This is a genomic window from Pseudonocardia sp. 2-7 (genome assembly GCF_056341085.1).
Window position 1 is genome coordinate 2,048,180 of the sequence record NZ_CP094507.1, and the last position, 17,318, is coordinate 2,065,497.

General features: G+C 76.7%; 16 protein-coding genes. 10 read left to right on the forward strand and 6 right to left on the reverse strand.

Features of this window, described 5'->3' with window-relative positions; all coding sequences use genetic code 11:
- The first annotated feature begins 16 nt into the window (after window positions 1-16).
- Window positions 17-637 (forward strand): DedA family protein, encoded by a 621-nt coding sequence (locus MTO91_RS10185; protein WP_405417988.1) that lies wholly within the window; start codon window positions 17-19, stop codon window positions 635-637.
- A 56-nt stretch (window positions 638-693) separates the two neighbouring features.
- On the forward strand, window positions 694-1,683 hold the full coding sequence (locus MTO91_RS10190; protein ID WP_476654365.1) for an NADPH:quinone reductase: 990 nt from the start codon (window positions 694-696) through the stop codon (window positions 1,681-1,683).
- A 39-nt stretch (window positions 1,684-1,722) separates the two neighbouring features.
- Here MTO91_RS10190 and MTO91_RS10195 read toward each other — a convergent pair whose 3' ends face one another.
- A complete protein-coding gene (locus tag MTO91_RS10195; protein WP_346102278.1) occupies window positions 1,723-2,403 on the reverse strand; it encodes an LppM family (lipo)protein in 681 nt (226 codons plus the stop codon).
- Between the two features lie 37 nt (window positions 2,404-2,440).
- On the reverse strand, window positions 2,441-3,052 hold the full coding sequence (locus MTO91_RS10200; protein ID WP_062404536.1) for a GNAT family N-acetyltransferase: 612 nt from the start codon (window positions 3,050-3,052) through the stop codon (window positions 2,441-2,443).
- A gap of 326 nt (window positions 3,053-3,378) precedes the next feature.
- Here MTO91_RS10200 and MTO91_RS10205 point away from each other — a divergent pair, with 326 nt between their 5' ends.
- Window positions 3,379-3,699: a hypothetical protein gene (locus MTO91_RS10205; RefSeq protein ID WP_051050348.1), complete on the forward strand. Its 321-nt coding sequence runs from the start codon at window positions 3,379-3,381 to the stop codon at window positions 3,697-3,699.
- Window positions 3,700-3,732: 33 nt separating this feature from the next.
- Window positions 3,733-4,608 (forward strand): SAV_6107 family HEPN domain-containing protein, encoded by an 876-nt coding sequence (locus tag MTO91_RS10210; RefSeq protein WP_476654366.1) that lies wholly within the window; start codon window positions 3,733-3,735, stop codon window positions 4,606-4,608.
- A gap of 99 nt (window positions 4,609-4,707) precedes the next feature.
- Here MTO91_RS10210 and MTO91_RS10215 read toward each other — a convergent pair whose 3' ends face one another.
- Entirely contained in the window at window positions 4,708-5,538 is an 831-nt protein-coding gene (locus tag MTO91_RS10215) for a ParA family protein (RefSeq protein WP_073573930.1), read from the reverse strand.
- A gap of 128 nt (window positions 5,539-5,666) precedes the next feature.
- Here MTO91_RS10215 and MTO91_RS10220 point away from each other — a divergent pair, with 128 nt between their 5' ends.
- Window positions 5,667-6,425, forward strand: coding sequence for a class I SAM-dependent methyltransferase (locus tag MTO91_RS10220; protein WP_308819803.1), 759 nt, complete (start codon window positions 5,667-5,669; stop codon window positions 6,423-6,425).
- 314 nt (window positions 6,426-6,739) lie between these two features.
- Window positions 6,740-7,150 (forward strand): DUF3040 domain-containing protein, encoded by a 411-nt coding sequence (locus MTO91_RS10225; RefSeq protein WP_100880227.1) that lies wholly within the window; start codon window positions 6,740-6,742, stop codon window positions 7,148-7,150.
- A 385-nt stretch (window positions 7,151-7,535) separates the two neighbouring features.
- On the opposite strand, the gene MTO91_RS10230 is transcribed toward MTO91_RS10225, so the two are convergent.
- The 3 genes from MTO91_RS10230 to MTO91_RS10240 are packed head-to-tail and all read right to left on the reverse strand — an operon-like array spanning window position 7,536 to window position 12,185.
- Entirely contained in the window at window positions 7,536-9,881 is a 2,346-nt protein-coding gene (locus MTO91_RS10230; RefSeq protein ID WP_476654367.1) for a transglutaminase TgpA family protein, read from the reverse strand.
- Window positions 9,878-11,230 (reverse strand): DUF58 domain-containing protein, encoded by a 1,353-nt coding sequence (locus MTO91_RS10235; protein WP_208827051.1) that lies wholly within the window; start codon window positions 11,228-11,230, stop codon window positions 9,878-9,880. Before MTO91_RS10235 ends, MTO91_RS10230 begins: the two co-directional genes overlap by 4 nt.
- 1 nt (window position 11,231) lies before the next feature.
- Window positions 11,232-12,185, reverse strand: a complete 954-nt coding sequence (locus tag MTO91_RS10240; RefSeq protein ID WP_476654368.1) for an AAA family ATPase — start codon at window positions 12,183-12,185, stop codon at window positions 11,232-11,234.
- 673 nt (window positions 12,186-12,858) lie between these two features.
- Here MTO91_RS10240 and mraZ point away from each other — a divergent pair.
- From mraZ to MTO91_RS10260, 4 genes are all read left to right on the forward strand, one after another.
- Window positions 12,859-13,290, forward strand: coding sequence for a division/cell wall cluster transcriptional repressor MraZ (mraZ, locus tag MTO91_RS10245; RefSeq protein WP_043276508.1), 432 nt, complete (start codon window positions 12,859-12,861; stop codon window positions 13,288-13,290).
- A 394-nt stretch (window positions 13,291-13,684) separates the two neighbouring features.
- Window positions 13,685-14,683 carry a 16S rRNA (cytosine(1402)-N(4))-methyltransferase RsmH gene (gene rsmH / locus MTO91_RS10250; RefSeq protein WP_476654369.1) on the forward strand — a complete coding sequence of 333 codons (999 nt, stop codon included), beginning with the start codon at window positions 13,685-13,687 and terminating at the stop codon, window positions 14,681-14,683.
- A 64-nt stretch (window positions 14,684-14,747) separates the two neighbouring features.
- Window positions 14,748-15,434, forward strand: coding sequence for a cell division protein FtsL (ftsL, locus tag MTO91_RS10255; protein WP_476654370.1), 687 nt, complete (start codon window positions 14,748-14,750; stop codon window positions 15,432-15,434).
- Window positions 15,434-17,260, forward strand: coding sequence for a peptidoglycan D,D-transpeptidase FtsI family protein (locus MTO91_RS10260; protein ID WP_476654371.1), 1,827 nt, complete (start codon window positions 15,434-15,436; stop codon window positions 17,258-17,260). Before ftsL ends, MTO91_RS10260 begins: the two co-directional genes overlap by 1 nt.
- Window positions 17,261-17,318 lie beyond the last annotated feature (58 nt).

Here is a 17,318-nt window from a genome sequence, read left to right on the forward strand (position 1 = left end):
CGTCCCGTTGTGGGTGGTGGTGCTCGTCGCGGGGCTGGTCACCCTCGGCGAGACCACGATCGGCGTCGGGCTGGTCCTGCCCGGCGAGACCGTGCTCATCGCCGCCGCGATGGCCGTTCCGGACGTCCCGGCCGCGGTGCTGGTCACCGGCGTGGTCGCGGTCGCCGCCGCCTGCGGCGACGCGATCGGCTACGCGATCGGCCGCCGTTTCGGCCCGCGGCTGCGCGAGTCGCGGATCATCGGCCGGATGGGCCGCGACGCCTGGGACGACGCCGCCCGCACCCTGCGCCGCTGGGGTCCGTGGGCGGTGCTCGGCGCCCGGTTCCTGCCGGTGGTGCGCACGATGACCCCGGCCGCGGCGGGGGCGTCCGGGCTGCCGCTGCGGCGGTTCCTGCCCGCCGTCGTCGTCGGGGCGACGGTCTGGTCGGCCGTGCACGTGACCGCCGGGTTCCTGCTGCGCGAGGCCGCCGAGCAGTTCGAGAAGGCCTTCGGGATCGCCGGCTGGGTGGTCCTGGCGGTCGTGGTCGTCGCCGGCGTCGGCGGGTGGCGGGTGCGGCGTCGTCGCGCCGAGGCCCGCCGGGCCGCCGCCCGCGAGACCGTCGCCGCCCTGGCCGAGGAGCGCCGCGACGCCGCCTGACGCCGGTCGTGCCGCACCGGGTGCGGGCCCGGACCGGCGACGGCAGGATGGCCGGGGTGAAGGCAGTGAGCTACTCCCGTGAGGGCACCGCCCGCGACGTCCTGACTGTCGGTGAGATCGACACCCCGCAGCCCGGCCCGGGGCAGGTCCGGGTCCGGGTCCGCATCTCGGCGGTCAACCCGACCGACACCAAGACCCGCGACGGCACCACGTCACGGCCCTTCGACGGGGTCCGCGTCCCGCACCAGGACGGCGTGGGCGAGATCGACGCCGTGGGGGAGGGGGTCGACACGTCCCGGGTCGGGCAGCGGGTCTGGACCTGGCTCGCGTCGCCGGGCGGTGCCGGCGGCGCCGCGCTCGCCGAGTGGGGCACCTGCGCGCAGTACACGGTGCTGCCGGCCGAGCAGGCCACCGTGCTGCCCGACGGCGCGCCGGACGACCTCGGCGCCTGCCTGGGCGTCCCGGCGATGACCGCCTACCACTGCCTGTTCGCCGACGGCCCGGTCGCCGGACGGACGGTGCTGGTCACCGGCGGTGCGGGCGCGGTCGGGCACTACGGCATCCAGCTCGCCCGCTGGGCCGGGGCGACCGTGGTGACCACCGTGTCCGGTCCGGAGAAGGCCGAGCTGGCCCGGGCCGCCGGCGCGCACCACGTCGTCAACTACCGCGACGGCGACCCCGGCGCCGCGATCCTCGACGCCGCCGGACCGGTCGACCGGATCGTCGAGGTCTCGCTCGCCCAGAACCTGGCGCAGGACCTCGCGGTGCTGCGCAACGGGGGCGCTGTCGTCTCCTACGCCGCCACCCCGCAGGACCCGTCGATCCCGGTCCGCGCGCTGATGGGGGCGAACGCGGTGCTGCGGTTCGCGCTGCTCTACACCGTGCCCCGCCCGGTGCTGGCCGACGCGGCCCACGGGCTGGGCGTGGCGGCCGCGCACGGAGCGCTGACCCCGCTGCCGGTCACCCGGTTCGGGATCGACGACGTCGTCGCCGCGCACGAGGCCGTCGAGGCGGGGACGACGGGCAAGGTCGTGGTCGACCTCTGACCGGTTCCGGTCGGCCACCCCCGCCGGTCCGGCGCGCCCTCAGCGCCGGATCGGCGGGTTCCGGTCGCGCCGGGCCAGCAGCACGGCGGCCCCCGCCGCGACGACGACGAGCCCGGCCAGCAGCAGCGACCAGCCCAGGATCGACGGCGCGTTCGGATCGGTCGAGATCACCGAGGCGTTGATCTGCGAGACCTCACCTGGGACGAACTCCCAGGTGACGGTGCCGCCGTCGGTCTCGCCGTCGGACTCGACGACCTCGCCGGGAAAGCTCATCGCGAGCCGCACGTCGGCCCGGTCCACCGGCATCGTGGTCAGGTCGGCCCGGCCCTGCACGGCGATCCGCTCCCCGACCCGGCGCAGCTCCAGGTTCGCCCGTCCCGACGCGTTCCCGCCGAGCAGGTTCAGCTGCGAGACCTGGGCGAAGGTCAGGTTCTCGAAGGCCGCACGGGTGCCGACGAAGCCGTCCTGGTCGTACGGCGACAGCTCGACATCGCCCGCGAGGTCGGCCGGGACCTCCAGCTGCGGGCCGCGGCCGTCCGGCGCGCCCTCGGGCGTCGCGACGACGATCGTGCCGTCGACGGTGTCGTCCGGCTGCACGGCCAGGGCCACCTGGACCCGGGTGCAGCCGGTCAGCGCGAGGAGGGCCAGCACCGCGAGCAGCACGAGCGCACGCGTCCGGGATCGACGGCGTGCGGGTGGCGCGGTGCGGTGCGACGGCATGGCGTCATCGTGCCACCCGGGCACGACGGTCCCGGCGTCACTCGGGGGCGTGTGTCGGGTGATCCGTGGGGAGCAGCGGCAGCTCGCGCCCGAGCACGGCGAACGGGCGCGGGTCCCCGGTGAACAGGTGCTCGCGCAGCACGTCGACGAACCCGGCACGACGGTAGAGCCGCCACGCCCGGCCGGGCGTGGCGCGACCGTACTCGGGGGTGGACAGCAGCATCCGGGCCCGGGCGGCGTCGCGGGCCAGCGCCCGCAGCAGCGACTCGCCGATGCCCGAGCCCTGGGCCTGCGGGTGGACGTGCAGCTCGGTCAGCTCGAAGTAGTCGGTCAGCCAGTCGGCGCTCACGGCCCCGGGCTCCCCGCGACGGGCGCGCAGCCCGCGCCGGACCTCCTCGAACCACCACTGCCCGGGGCCGCCCCAGTAGCCGTAGCCGATGCCGGTGAGCCGGTCCTGCGCGTCGAGCCAGCCGACCGAGCGCCAGCCCGGCCGGTAGGAGTGCTCGAGCCACAGCGAGCGGCGCTGGCGTGCGGTCGACCGCGGGTAGCCCATCGCGGTGACGTAGACGTCGATCGCCTCGCCCAGCCGGTCGGCGAAGTCGCTGCGGCCGAGGCCGACCAGGCGCGCACGCGACGGTGCGGCGGTCACCGCGAGCACCGGCCCCGGTGGGGACCGCACGCCCGCGCCGGGGCGGGGTCGGTGTCCGGGTACATGCCCCCATCACACCACGTCCGGCCGGTCCCGGCGGGTCCGGACCGGGCACCCCGCCGCGGTGCCGGTGGGTGAGTGGCGCCACCCGGTCGCCCGACTTGACGCGACGATCGAACACGCGTTCTACTGACGCATGTCGAACGCGCGTTCGACGCCGGGGCGTCCGGTGGGCGGAGTGGGGGAAGCACCCCGTCGCCGGGCGTCCCGGAGACCGATTCCGGTGGTGGGAACCGAGGCCCGGCCACCGGGTGGAGGGCGTGGTGATGCCAGTGGGCGGCTTCTCGCGTTTGTTCCGGTCCCGCCAGCCGGCGGCGATCGACGTGCGCTGGCAGAACGGTGAGCCGGTCGAGTTCTCGCGGCGTCCGTCGCGCCGCGGGGAACATTTCCTGGTCACCGGGGTTCGAGACCAGTGGATCGAGGAGTCCCCGTGGCCGTTCCCGTCGCCGATGCCGGTGGGCGGGGACCGGTTGAGCTGTTGGCGGGTGCTCGCCCGGTCGGTGCAGGACCCGCAGGAGCCGCCGCGCGAGGTGGTGCTGCGGATGCGGTCCGGTCCAGGCGTGTGGGACCTGGTGAAGGTCGACTGAGAGGTGCGGGAGGTGCGCGTGCGGAGCAGGACGATGGAACTGGACCTGGCGCTGCCGTCGCCGCGGTCCGCCGGGGCGCGACGGCCGGGCGACGCCCCGGCGGGCGCCGCGCGGCCGGAGCGGCGGTCCGGCCGGGTGCGGCCGGTCGCCGACGGGTTGTGGCCGCTGGACTGCGGCGCGGCCCGGGGCACGGGTCGGGGCGCCGCCGACCGTACGGGGGCCGCCGCCGGGGCGGCGCCGTCCCGGCGGGGGAGCGGTCGCACCGGTGCGGACCCGGCCGGGACCGGGTGCACCGGCCGGCCGGGCCGGGCCGGGGAGACCGGCGCCGCCGGCCGGTCCGGGCAGGTGGTCCCCCTGCCGGGCGCACCCGTGCCGTCGGACGGGGGCGCCCCGCAGCGGACCGGGAGCACCGCACGGTCGGCCGGGGGCACGGCCCGTCCGGCCGGGAGCGCTGCCGGGGCGGACAGGAGCGCTGCCGGGTCGGCCGGGGGCGCGGCACGGCCGGCCGGGCCGGCGCCCCTCCGGTCGCCTGCGCCCGCCCCGCCGTCGCGGGACGCGCTCGGGCTGCTGCGCCAGGCCGCCGAGCAGCTCGCCGAGGCGCACCGGGAGACCGAGCCGCTGCGCCGCTACCCGGCCGCCTACCTCGCCGCGCTGCGTGCCGGGGCGGCGGTGCTGGCGATGCGGGCCCGGCCCCGGACCCGCCGGGGCGCCCCGCGCGACGTCTGGCGGCTCCTCGCCGAGGTCGCTCCGGAGCTGGAGGAGTGGGCGGCGTTCTTCGCCGGGTGCTCGCGGCTGCGGATCGAGGCCGAGGTCGGGATCGGGCGGCACGTCGACCGGCGCGCCGCCGACGACCTGCTGCGCCAGGCCGAGCAGTTCGTGACCCGGGTGCAGCTGCTGCTGCCCCGGTGAGGTCCGTCCGCCGGGGGCGGCGGGCCGCACGGGGGAGCGGATCGGCGGACGGAGGAGAACGCGAGCGGACGGGCCGAGAAGCGGGCCGGGAGGGGCCGGTCAGGCCGAGGCGGCGGGGCGCGAGGCGCTGCGCAGCACCCGGCCCAGCAGCGCGGTGAACACCGCGGAGATCTCCCGGGCGCCCGGGGTGTCCCAGGCCTGGATCGGCAGGCAGGCGCCCTGGGCCTGCTGGACCGCCGAGCGGTCGGGCAGGACGCTGTTGAACACCAGGGGGCCGAAGAGCTCGCGCAGCTCCGAGATCCGGAACTCGTGCTCGGTGTTGCGCGGCCGCACCCGGTTGACCAGTACACCCAGCGGCTGAAGCCGGTCGTTGGACCGCTCGCGCTCGGTCTGGACCGCGTCGAACGCGCGCTGCACGCCGGACACCGAGAACATCGTCGGGTCGGTCACCAGGATCGCCCGGTCCGCGGCGGACAGCGCGCTGCGGGTCAGCTGCCCCAGCGACGGCGGGCAGTCCACGATCACCAGCCGGTAGCGCTCCTCGGCGTGCTCGGAGCCACCGGAGTCGTCGGTGATCAGCTCACCGGCCAGCCGCTGCAGGGCGCGGTCCAGCCGGTACAGCTGCGCCGCCCCCGGGTCGGGGTGGTTGTGCCGCTCGGTCTGCTCCGCGCCGACCAGCACGTCGAGGCCCTCGCCCCACGCCGACGGCGCGATGGCCCGTTCGACGACTGCGCGGCGCGGCTCGTCCAGCACGTCGGCGACGGTCGCCGTGGTGGGCTCCGGGTCGAGCGCGGTGGTGGCGTTGGCCTGCGGGTCGAGATCCACCACGAGGGTGGAGACGCCGTGCCGCTGCGCCGCGCCGGCCAGACCCAGTGCGACCGTGGTCTTGCCGACGCCACCCTTGAGACTGAGCGTGGCGACGACCTGCACCCACCCAACCTACCGTGCGGTCCGGCACGGTCGCCGAGCGGAGTGCCGGTGATCGTCGGGCGCCCGGTCGTGGGCGTCCCGCCGGGCGGGCGGGCCGGGCACCGGCGGGGGCCACTAGTCTCGGTGCCGTGGGATCGCCGACACGCGAGCAGGCCGGAGCAGCGCGCGGGGCCGCCGTGTTCCGGGTGCTGGACAGGGAGATCGACCGTGTCCGCCGGGACACCGGGGCCGCGCCCCGGGTGCTCGACGTCGGCGGGGGCAGCGGCACCTGGGCGGTGCCGCTGGCGATCGCCGGCTGCGCGGTGACCGTCGTCGACACCAGTCCCAACGCGCTGGCGACGCTGGCCCGGCGCGCCGGTGAGGCCGGCGTGACCGACCGGATCACCCCGGTGAACGGCGACGTCGACACCCTCGCCGAGGTCGCCCCGGCCGACGGCGCCGACCTCGTGCTGGGACACGGGCTGCTCGAGGTCGTCGACGGCCCGGGCCGGGTGCTCGCCGCGCTCGCCGCGGCCGCCGCCCCGGGCGGGGCGGTGTCGGTGCTCACGGTGGGGCGCTACGGCGCGTTCATCGGGCGGCTGGCCACCGGCCGGCTCGCCGAGGCCCGTGCCCTGCTCACCGACCCCGAGGGCCGCACCGGTACCGACGACCGGCTGCTGCGCCGGTTCGACGCGCACCGGCTGCAGGAGCTCACCGCCGGGACCGGACGGCTGCGGACCGAGATCCTGCAGGGCGACGGCACCCTCGAGGCGTGGCTGCCCGGCCCCGGCCAGGAGGGCGAGGCGGCGGGCCGCGACGAGCGCGACGAGCTGGACGCGCTCGCGTCGCAGGTCGGCGCCCTCGCCGAGGTCGCCCCGCGGTTGCATCTGCTCGCCCGGCGGTACTGACACCCGTCCCCGCCGCCGGTGTCCGACGGTCGCCGTCCGGCTGCCGTCGGTGACCGGTCGTCCGGCGTTCACCCGGCTGCCCACCCCCGTCCGGGTGGGTCTGCGACAGTCCGGGTGAGCGACGACACGCCGCGCCACGCCGCCCGCTCGACGATCAGCCGAGCGGGTTGGACGGTCCGGGTGGTCGCGGCACGATTCGCCTCGTACTCTGGACATCAGACGCCCAGGTTGGGGCGCCCGTCGTACCGGCCGGGGCGAGGAGGCCCGGGCTGAATGCGGCCTACCGTCCGATTACGTGTGCCGGAGGTGAAGGCATGCCGCTCTCCGAGCACGAGCAGCGCCTGCTCGAACAGATCGAACGCGCCCTCTACCAGGAGGACCCCAAGTTCGCGTCCTCGGTCAGCGGTAGCCGGCGGAGCAAGCCCGCCCGGCGCCGCCGGATCCAGGGCGCCGTCCTGTTCGTGGTGGGCCTCGTGCTGCTCGTCGCCGGGATCCCCTTCCGGGCACTCTGGCTCGGCGACCTGCCGATCCTGAGCATCGTCGGCTTCCTCGCCATGCTCGGCGGCGCGCTGCTGGCGGTCACCTCGATCGGCGCCCGTCGCGGCGGCGAGGAGACGACCGGTCAGGGCGGGGCCGCCCCGAAGGACAAGCAGTCCGGCGAGAGCGGCGGTGGCTTCACCGGCCGTATGGAGGAGCGCTTCCGGCGCCGTTTCGAGCAGGAGTGACACGGGGCGGCCCACGTGGCCGCCCGTACGACACCCGGCGGGGCGGGACACCGATGCGGTGGCCCGCCCCGCCGTCGTGTGTCCGGCGCCGGCCGTCCGCTGTACCGGCGTCGGGCCCGGGTGTCACCGGGGACGGGAGCCCGGCGATCGGGACCGGCCCGCGCCGTCCGACGGCCGCCGGCCGGACGACACCGCCGGCCGGACGACACCGCCGGCCGGGCGACGCCGCCGGCCGATGCCGCCGACCGGACGATGCCGCCGACCGGACGACGCCCCCGATCGGATGCCGGGCGCTGATCCGGGGTGCCGGGGGCTGCGAACCCCGTGCCGCGGTGGGCGGGTCGGCCGCGCGCGCTGGGCGGGGCGGCCGTGCGCGCCGGGCGCGTCAGCCGCGCTCGGCAGGTTCCCCGGCCGTGTCGGCGGCGCCGTCGTCGGCCGTCGGGTCGTCGTCGGACGGGCGGCGCCCGCGCCGGACCGCCTCCGGCACCACCGAGGCAGGCAGCACCCGTGCCCGCAACGACGTCCCGCCGGCCGCGATCGCCGTCCGCACCTCGTCCACCAGGCCGTCGAGCGTGCCGGGCTCGGGCAGCATCCCGCCGTACCAGCTCGCCTCGACCCGGCCCGCCAGCTCCCGCAGCGCCTCGGCGGGGCGCCCGGACAGGCCGTGCCGCTCGGTGATGCGGTCGGCGGCCGCGCGGACGGTGTCCCCGGGCGGCACCGGGACCCCGTGGTCGCGGGAGGCGGCCAGGACCTCGTCCCATGCCGCCGCCGCAGCGCCGTCGCCGCCCGCCCGGGCCAGCCCGGCCCGGCGGGAGTACTGGTGCCGGCGCCACAGGCCCGGGGTCAGCACGACCGCGAGCACCGCGGCCGCCAGCAGCAGCGCCACGACCAGCGGCCACCACGACCCGGTCGCGGCCGTCGGCCGGTCGGCCGCCTGCTCCTCGGTGGGCGGAGGCTCCGGGGTGGGGCCACCGGCCTCGGGGGGCGGCGGCGTCGCGGACGGCTCGGGCTGCGGGGTCTGCTCGGCGGCGGGCGTGCCGCCGTCCTGCTCCCGGGCCTGCTGGACATAGGCCGGGTCGATGGTGCGGCCGTCGGCGAGCGGGGTCGGGTCGAAGGTCATCCAGCCGTAGCCGGGGAACCACGCCTCGACCCAGGCGTGGGCGTCCTCGGTGGTGATCGTGCGGGCCCCGGAACCGTCGGCGTCGCCTGCGGTGAAACCGACCGCCACCCGGGCCGGGACGTCGACGGCGCGCAGCATGACCGCCATCGCCGAGGCGTACTGCTCGCAGTAGCCGGTCCGGCCGCGGGTCAGGAAGTCGACCAGGGCGTCGCCGTTGCCACCCGGCGCGGTCGCCAGGCTGTAGGTGAACGGGGAGCCGGGCCCGGTGAAGTGGTCCTCCAGCGCCATCGCCCGGTCGAACGGCGTCGTGGCCCCGGCGGTCACCTCCCGGGCGATCGCGGTGACCCGTGGGTCGACACCGTCGGTGTCGAGGTAGGACCGGTCGACCGTGGTCGGCCCGGAGGCCGCGCGCAGCTGGTCGGCCGACGGCTCCGGCAGCCGCATCGACTGGGTCCAGCCGTCCTCGGACTGTGCGCGCTCGCTGTAGACGATGCCGCCGTCGGCGTCGTAGGCCCAGCTCGGTGAGTTCACCGCGATCCGGGTCGGGTCGCCGAACACCGGCAGCCAGTAGTCGCGGAAGCCCAGGTTGTCGACCTGCACGTCCTGGGACGCGGCCGGCCCGGACGTCGACGGCGGCAGCGGCCCGGTCAGCGGCACGCCCGGCAGCGGGCGCCCCGCCTTCCAGCCCTCCTGCGGCACGTAGGACTGCAGGGTGAGCGCGCGCAGGTAGGTCGGGGTCTGCAGACCCCGGACGCTGAACAGCGGGCGCGGCTCGCTGCGGGTCAGCTGTCCGCGCAGCGAGGTGAACGGGTTCAGCCCGATCGAGCCGTCGGCGTCGCCCCCGGTCCCGCCGGTGGCGTCGAAGCGTCCCGAGGTTCCCACCGACGATGCCAGCAGTCCCGCCAGCAGCGAGCCCACGACGGCGACCGCGACGACCGCGGCCCCGGCCGGGATCTGCCGCAGCCGGTCCGGGCGCAGGAGCAGCAGCACGCCGTAGCCGAGCGTCGCCGCGACCACGGTCCACCAGGGCAGCAGGTCCGGCTGCAGCGCCGTCGGCACCGCGAACACCACCAGCAGCGGCACCCCGGCCGCGGCCGGGGCGGCCACGGTCACCGCGAGCCCGAACACCGCGATCGCGATCGTGCCGAACCCGAGGGTGACCAGCAGCAGGATCTCCGGGCTCGCCGCGACCGGCGGCAGCCCGCTGTCGATCTGCTGCCCGGCCCCGCCGAGCAGGCCCGACAGCTCGCCGAACGCCGACGGCCCGGGGAGCACCCCGAGCACGCCGCTACCGGTGAACCACGCGGTCACCAGCAGGACCAGGGCCAGCAGCTGGCCGGGCGCGACCAGCCAGGCCCGCAGCGGCAGCAGCAGGCCGCCGACCAGCGAGACCAGCACGACCGCGACGGCGGCGTGGGCGAACCAGGTCGCGCCCTGCACGACCGAGCTCATCGCCGTCCCGGCGAGCAGCACCGCGACGACCGTCGCGACCGGTCCCAGCACGACCGTCCAGGCCGGGGCACCCGGCGTCCGGCCCGCGGGTGCGGCATCGGGGACGGGCGCGGCGGGCTGCGGCGCGGGCCGGACGGGGGGCCGGGTCGGCGCGCTCATCCGGTCGCCCCCGCGATACCGGGCGAGCCGCAGGCGTCCGCCCAGGCCCGCTGGACGGTCATGTCGGAGGTGACGACGGTGGCGTGCCACCCGGCACGGCGGAGCGCGGCCGCCGCGACCGACGCCGGGCGGGACCGCGTCGCGGCCGACCAGGTGTCGACGTCGAGGACGACGGCGTGCCCGCCGCGCGGCCAGGCCGAGACCAGCGCGGTGACGTCCTGCGGCGCGGTCCCGCCGAGCACCGCGAGCACACCCTCCGGGTGCCCGGGCCCGGGGCCGGGCGCGGTGAACCCGGTGCTCGCCGAGGGCCGCAGCACCGCGAGCGACTCCAGCCGCGGGGGGACGGCGTCCGCACCGGTCACACCGGGCGGCACGTCGCCGACGGCCTCGCCGGACTCGTCGACGAGCGCGACGGCCTCGCCGCGCTGCAGCAGGTGCACCGCGACGCTCGCGGTGAACGCCACCGCCCACTCCAGGCTGGAGGCGGGCCCGTGCCCGCGGTGGGCGCTGTCGCGCCGGTCGATCAGCAGGGTCACCCCGGACGGGTCGGGACGGTCGTCGAGGCGGACCATCAGCTCGTCGCGCCGGGCGCTGGAGCGCCAGTGCACACGGCGCAGCTCGTCGCCCTGGCGGTAGGGGCGGATCAGCACGTCCGGGGTGCCGGGGCCGGGACGGCTGCCGCCCTCGGCGCCGCGCCCGGCGGCGGTGGAGGTCAGGGCCGGGCGCCCGGTCAGCGGGGTGACCCGGGGGAGGACCAGCAGCCGGTCGGCGGGGAGCAGGTCGTGGCGGAACTCGGCGAGGCCGAGCGCGTCGGTGCCGCGACCGCGCAGCGGACCGATCCGGTACGCGCCGCGGACCGCGGGCCGCACCGGGTAGCCGACCCGGGCACCGCGCCGGCCGAGCCGGTGCACGGTGAACCGCGGCGGGTAACGGTCGGCGGGACCGGCGGCGTCGGGCACGTGGTCGGCGATCCGCAGTGCGCCCAGCAGGGCGCCGCCGGCGATCCGCAGCAGCACCGTGCCGCCGCTGCCCGCCTCCAGCCGCGCCGGCTCCAGGGTGCGCCCGACCTGCAGCGAGCGGCGCGACCGCAGCGCGACGACGAGTGCCAGCAGCGGCAGGAACAGCACGAACGCGCCGATCCGGACGAGGTCGCGCTCGTCGAGCGCGATCGCCGAGACGACCATCGCGGCGCCGCCGGCGAGCAGGCAGCGCCCGCGCACGGTCAGCCCGGCCCGCCGTTCCCGGCGCGGCGCGCCGCCGGCCGCGAGCGGCGCCGACGACCCGGGTGCCGCCGGGGCACCGGGCTCGGTGGGAGCCGGTGGCCCGGACGGCGGCGCGGTCGGCGCCATCTCAGCCCCGCGGCGGGGACGGCACCGCGACCCGCGCGACGGCGGCCCGCACCAGGTCCGCCGGTGTCCGGCGGGCCGCGACCCCCTCGGGGCCCAGCACCAGCCGGTGCGCGAGGACGGGGACGGCCACGGCCTGGACGTCGTCGGGCACGACGTAGCCGCGCCCGGCGGTCGCCGCCCAGGCGCGGGCGGCCCGCAGCAGGTGCAGGGTCGCGCGCGGCGACGCGCCGAGGCGGACCTCGGGCAGCCGTCGCGTCGCCCCGACGACCTCGACGCAGTAGCGGCGCACCTCCGCCGCGGTGTGCAGGCCGCGGACCCCGGCGATCATCGACCGCAGCGTGCGCAGGTCGGTCACCGGCCACAGCCGCTCCAGCGGGTCGGTCGAGCCGTGCTCCTCGAGCATCGCCAGCTCGGCCGCCGGGTCGGGGTAGCCGACCGAGACGCGGATCGTGAACCGGTCCTGCTGGGCCTCGGGGAGCGGGTAGGTGCCGTCCATCTCCACCGGGTTCTGGGTGGCGACGACCATGAACGGGTCACCCAGCGGGTAGGTGCCGCCGTCGACGGTGACCTGGTGCTCGGCCATGCACTCCAGCAGTGCCGACTGGGTCTTGGGCGACGCACGGTTGATCTCGTCGGCGATCACGACGTTGGCGAACACCGGGCCGGGCCGGAACTCGAACTCCGAGGTCTGCCGGTTGTAGACCGACGAGCCGGTGATGTCGCCGGGCAGCAGGTCCGGGGTGAACTGCACCCGGCTCACCGCCCCGTCGACGGCCCGGGCGAGTGCCTTGGCCAGCGTGGTCTTGCCGACGCCCGGCACGTCCTCGACGAGCAGGTGCCCCTCGGCGAGCATCGCGACCAGGGCCAGCCGGATGGTGTCGGGCTTGCCGACGATGATCCGGGCCATCGCGGCGGCGATCCGGCCCGCCGCGTCGGCGACGGCGACGGCGTCCATCGGCTCGGGCGCGTAACCGGGGTGCGCACCGCTGGCCTCGGCCCGGCGGAGGGGACCACCGGACGGCGACGGGACGGGTGGCACGGAGGGCGCGGACGGCGCGCTCGACGACAACGGGCCTCCTCAGGAGACGGCTCGGGTGACCCCAGTCTGTCAAACGTCCCCCGATCGGGACCGGGCGCCGCCACCCGCCTCGCCCCGCTGCTCCGTACGGCCGAACGCGGAGCGCTCCGGGGCTCGCCGGCGGCCCCGGGCGGGAGGTCCCCCACGAGGTCCCCCCACGGCGCCCCACGGTGGTTCCCCACGCCGCTCCACCGCGCGTCCGCCGATCCCCCCACCGCCCCCCACCCGGGCTCACCACGGTCCCCCCACCGGCTCCCCATCCGTCCCCACCCCGGACGACCCGATCGGCCCGGAAACCGTCCCTGACCTGGGACGACGCCGGTGGGGGAGCGGTGGGGCGCAGGTGCGGCCGGAGCGGCCGGAAACGGCCTCCGGGCGTCGCGCGACCGGGTGGCGCGTCGCGTGCCCCCACCGCGCCCCACCGTCCTTGACCTGGGAAAACATCGGATGAACGGTCGAAGATCCACCCGTCTCGGGTTGACGGTGGGTGAGTGTGGGGTAGTGTGGTGATCGCTGGGGCGAACAGGGGTCCCAGGTGGAGGTGGGGTCGGTGTTCCTCGGCACCTACACCCCGAAGCTGGACGACAAGGGGCGGCTCACGCTGCCCGCGAAATTCCGCGACGAGTTGCGAGGCGGCTGCATGATCACGAAAGGGCAGGACCACTGCCTCTACGTGTTCACCCGTGACGCCTTCACCGAGATGGCGCGCAAGATCGCCGCGGCCCCGCTGACGAACGAGTCGGCGCGGGTGTTCCAGCGGAACCTCTTCTCGGGCACCGACGAGCAGAACCCCGACGGCCAGGGCCGGATCGCGATCCAGTCCGAGCTGCGCCGGTACGCCGGACTGTCCAAGGACTGCGTGGTGATCGGCGCGTTCACGCGCGCCGAGATCTGGGACGCGCAGGCCTGGCAGGAGTACCAGGAGCGGCACGAGGACGAGTTCGCCAAGGCCCAGGAGGAGGTTCTGCCCGGGCTGTTCTGAGTTCCGCTGGCGGGCGGGACGACGGACGGCGGCAGTACCTGAGCAGGACAGCACGACCGACAGCGGACGACACCACCGTCGCCGCCCCGACCCGGGTGCCGTGATCGAGTCGGCCCTGGCACACCTTCCCCGGTGCCAGGTCCGTCTCGGCACGGCCCCCGGGTGGGGACGGCGCCGGCGCCCACCCCGACTGGGGAGTTCGGGTGGCGCGGTGGCGCCCGCGCGTCTTCGGGCGTGGAGCGGACCGGTTGTGGGAGCCGGCACGCCACACCCACGGACATCGACCCACCCGGTCCCGGCCCCCGTGGCCGGGACCGGGTACGGCCGCCGCACCGGCGGCCCGCACGACACGCACGCACCACACGGGGACGGACGGCGCACCGGGGGGTGGGACGTGGACGGTACTTCCGGCGACGGCGCCACCCCGCGCGACGAGCGCGCGCCCGGTGACCGGCACACCCCGGTCCTGCTGGAGCGCGTCTCCGAGCTGCTCGACCCCGCACTGCGCGACCGCGACGCCGTCTACGTGGACGCCACCCTCGGCATGGGCGGCCACGCGGCGGCGCTGCTGGCCGCGCACCCCCGGCTGACCGTCGTCGGCATGGACCGCGACCCGCAGGCCCTCGAGCTCGCGGGCCGCAGGCTGACCGCCTACGCCGACCGGCTGCACCGGGTGCACACCGTCTACGACGACGTCGCCGGCGCGCTGGAGCAGGCGGGCGTGTCCGCCGCCGACGGCATCCTGTTCGACCTGGGCGTCTCCTCGCTCCAGCTCGACGAGGACGCCCGCGGCTTCTCCTACTCCCGCGACGCCGACCTCGACATGCGGATGGACCCGACCACCGGGCCGACCGCCGCCGACGTCCTGAACTCCTACACCGCCGGCGAGCTGCGCCGGATCCTGCGGGAGTACGGCGAGGAGCGGTTCGCCGGACCGATCGCCAACGCGATCGTCCGGACCCGGGAGAAGCGCCCGTTCACCCGCAGCACCGAGCTCGTCGAGCTGCTCTACGGCGTGGTCCCCGCCGCGTCCCGGCGCACCGGCGGGCACCCGGCGAAGCGGACCTTCCAGGCCCTGCGCATCGAGGTGAACCGCGAGCTCGAGGTGCTGCGCGACGCGCTGCCCGCGGCACTGGACACGCTCGCCCCGGGCGGGCGGATCGTCGTCCTGTCCTACCACTCGCTGGAGGACCGGATCACCAAGCGCGTGCTCGCCGAGCGCGTCCGCTCGCGGACCCCGGTGGACCTGCCGGTGGAGCTCCCCGGACACGGACCGGAGTTCCGGCTGCTCAGCCGGGGCTCCGAACAGGCGTCCGACTCCGAGATCGCCCGCAACCCCCGGGCCGCCCCGGTACGCCTGCGCGCGGCGGAACGCGTGGAGGACGAGCCGTGAGCACCCGTGGCACGGACCCGAGCACGCAGGCAGCACCGGCACGGCGGAGAGGCAGGAACCCCCGATGAGCACACCCGTCATCGAGCGCCCGGGCACCCCGGGCGGTGGCCGGCAGCGGCCCGACACCCGCCAGAGCCGTCGTACCGCGGCACCTCCGCGGATCCCGGCCCAGCGCGGCCCCGGCGACGCCCGACGGGTGGCCGACCAGCGCCGCCGCAGCGCGGCGAGGGAGAACACCGGCCGCGCGAAGTTCGTGCTGGTCGTGATGGTCCTGCTGGTCTCGGGCCTGATCGCGACGCTGTGGCTGTCGACCGCCGCGGCGGCCGACTCCTACGCGCTGCAGGCGGCCCGGGAGCGGACCGCGTCGCTCACCGAGCAGTCCGAGGCGCTCCGCAAGGAGGTCACGGTGCTGCAGAGCCCCGGCTCGCTCGCCGACCGCGCCGCGGCCCAGGGCATGGTCCGGGTGACCGACCCGGCACGCCTGGTCGTCGCACCGGACGGACGCGTCGACGTCGTCGGGGAGCCGAGTGCCGCCGTCGCCGCGGCGCCGCCCGCCCCGCCCGCCGCCGACGCACCGGCCCCGCAGGCCCCGCCCGCGCAGCAGGCGCAGCAGCCGGGCGCGGCCACCACCGACCCGGCCGCCGAGGGCGGTGACGCCGCTCCGGGCGCCGCCGCGGGTGGCGCCGCCGGTGCCGGTGAGGGCACCGAGCACGAGGTCCCGGCCGACACCCGGGCGGCGGGCGGGAACTGATGGTCTACGCGCCGCCGCGCCCCCGGCCGCGGGGGCAGGGTCCGCGGGGCGGCCGGCGCCGGTCCCCGGCCGACGACCCGCGGTTCCGGCTGCGCCTGGCCTGGGTGGCGCTGGCCGCCCTGCTGCTGGTGTCCGGGGCCAAGCTCGTCGTCGTCCAGACGGTGCAGGCGGGCACGCTGACCGCGGACGCGGAGAAGCAACGCGCCAGCCGGATCGTCATCCCGGCCGAGCGCGGCGCGATCAGCGACCGCAACGGCGCCGTGCTGGCGTTCTCCACCGAGTCCAAGGCGCTCGTCACCAATCCGCGCCTGATCAACTCCACCAAGGGCGCGGACGCGGTGGCCTACAAGAACCGGATGGCCGACGCCGTCGCCGCGGTGACCCACGGCGACCCCGAGGAGCTGAAGCGGGCGCTGAACAGCGACCGCGGCTACGTCGTGATGGCCACCGCGGTCGACCCCGGTCCCGCCCGTGACCTCCGGACGCAGTTCCCGGAGATCGCCGAGGAGAGCCGCGAGGCGCGCCAGTACCCCAACGGGACGCTGGCCTCGAACATCATCGGCGCCGCGACCTGGAGCGCCGACGCGCAGAAGCTGATCGGCCGGATCGGCCTGGAGTCCTCCGACGACGAACTGCTCGCCGGTCGCGACGGCTTCCAGATCGCCGACACCGCCGAGGGCAGCGGCACCGTCATCCCCGGCAGCGTGCGCTCCGAGCAGGCCGCGGTGTCCGGCTCCGACGTGCAGCTGACGATCGACTCCGACCTGCAGTTCCAGGTGCAGCGGATGCTCGCCGACTACGCGGGCCGCGCCGAGGCGCGCAGCGGCTCGGCCGTCGTCCTCGACCGGGCCACCGGGCAGGTGCTCGCGCTCGCCGACAACACCTCGTTCGACCCGGCCCAGCTGCTGTCCGCGGACCCGAACTCGCTGGGCAACAAGGGCGTCACCACGCCCTTCGAGCCCGGCTCGGTCAACAAGGTCGTCACCATGGCCGCCGCACTGGAGGCCGGCGTCGCCAAGCCCGACGACGTGCTCGACGTGCCCGGCAGCATCGAGGTCGCCGACCGCACGATCAAGGACGCCTGGGCGCACGGCGTCGACCGCTACACGCTGACCGGCGTGCTGGCGAAGTCCTCCAACGTCGGCACCCTGATGATCGCGCAGAAGGTCGGCGAGGACCGCTTCTCGGACATGCTCGCGAAGATGGGCATCGGGCAGAAGACCGGTGTCGGGCTGCCCGGCGAGAGCGGCGGACGGGTCCCGGCCCGCGCGACCTGGTCCGGCTCCACCTTCGGCAACCTGCCGATCGGGCAGGGCCTGTCGATGACCGTGCTGCAGATGGCCGGGATGTACCAGGCCATCGCCAACGACGGCGTCCGGGTCCCGCCGCGGATCGTCGCCGCGACGACCGGCCCGGACGGCGTCCGGGTGCCGACCGAGGCGCCCGAGCCGGTACAGGTGATGTCGCCGCAGACCGCGCAGACCCTGCGGACGATGCTCACCGCCGTCACCCAGAAGGCGCACGGCCAGTCCGGCACCGGGCCCGCCGCCGCGGTGCCCGGCTACGAGGTGGCGGGCAAGACCGGTACCGCCCAGCAGGTGGACCCGGCGACCGGGGCCTACTCGCGCTCCCAGTACTGGATCACCTTCGCCGGGATGCTCCCGGCCCAGGACCCGCGGTTCGTGATCGGGATCATGCTCGACGCCCCGAAGGGCGGGACGAGCGCGGCGCCGCTGTTCCACGACATCGCCTCCTACCTGGCCCAGCGCGACGCCGTGCCGGTCCAGACCGTGCCGCAGCCGGTGCAGACCCTGCAGATCAGGTGACGGCGCGGCCGGGTGCGGTCCGGCTGCGTCGGACGGTCCCGGCCACTGCTCACCCGTA

Bases quoted from the DNA above. Each gene is read 5' to 3' on its own strand.
- MTO91_RS10195 (WP_346102278.1), bottom strand. From the start codon at position 2,403: ATGCCGTCGCACCGCACCGCGCCACCCGCACGCCGTCGATCCCGGACG.
- MTO91_RS10205 (WP_051050348.1), top strand. From the start codon at position 3,379: ATGCCAGTGGGCGGCTTCTCGCGTTTGTTCCGGTCCCGCCAGCCGGCG.
- MTO91_RS10210 (WP_476654366.1), top strand. From the start codon at position 3,733: ATGGAACTGGACCTGGCGCTGCCGTCGCCGCGGTCCGCCGGGGCGCGA.
- MTO91_RS10225 (WP_100880227.1), top strand. From the start codon at position 6,740: ATGCCGCTCTCCGAGCACGAGCAGCGCCTGCTCGAACAGATCGAACGC.
- MTO91_RS10230 (WP_476654367.1), bottom strand. From the start codon at position 9,881: ATGAGCGCGCCGACCCGGCCCCCCGTCCGGCCCGCGCCGCAGCCCGCC.
- MTO91_RS10235 (WP_208827051.1), bottom strand. From the start codon at position 11,230: ATGGCGCCGACCGCGCCGCCGTCCGGGCCACCGGCTCCCACCGAGCCC.
- MTO91_RS10240 (WP_476654368.1), bottom strand. From the start codon at position 12,185: ATGGACGCCGTCGCCGTCGCCGACGCGGCGGGCCGGATCGCCGCCGCG.
- ftsL (WP_476654370.1), top strand. From the start codon at position 14,748: ATGAGCACACCCGTCATCGAGCGCCCGGGCACCCCGGGCGGTGGCCGG.
- MTO91_RS10260 (WP_476654371.1), top strand. From the start codon at position 15,434: ATGGTCTACGCGCCGCCGCGCCCCCGGCCGCGGGGGCAGGGTCCGCGG.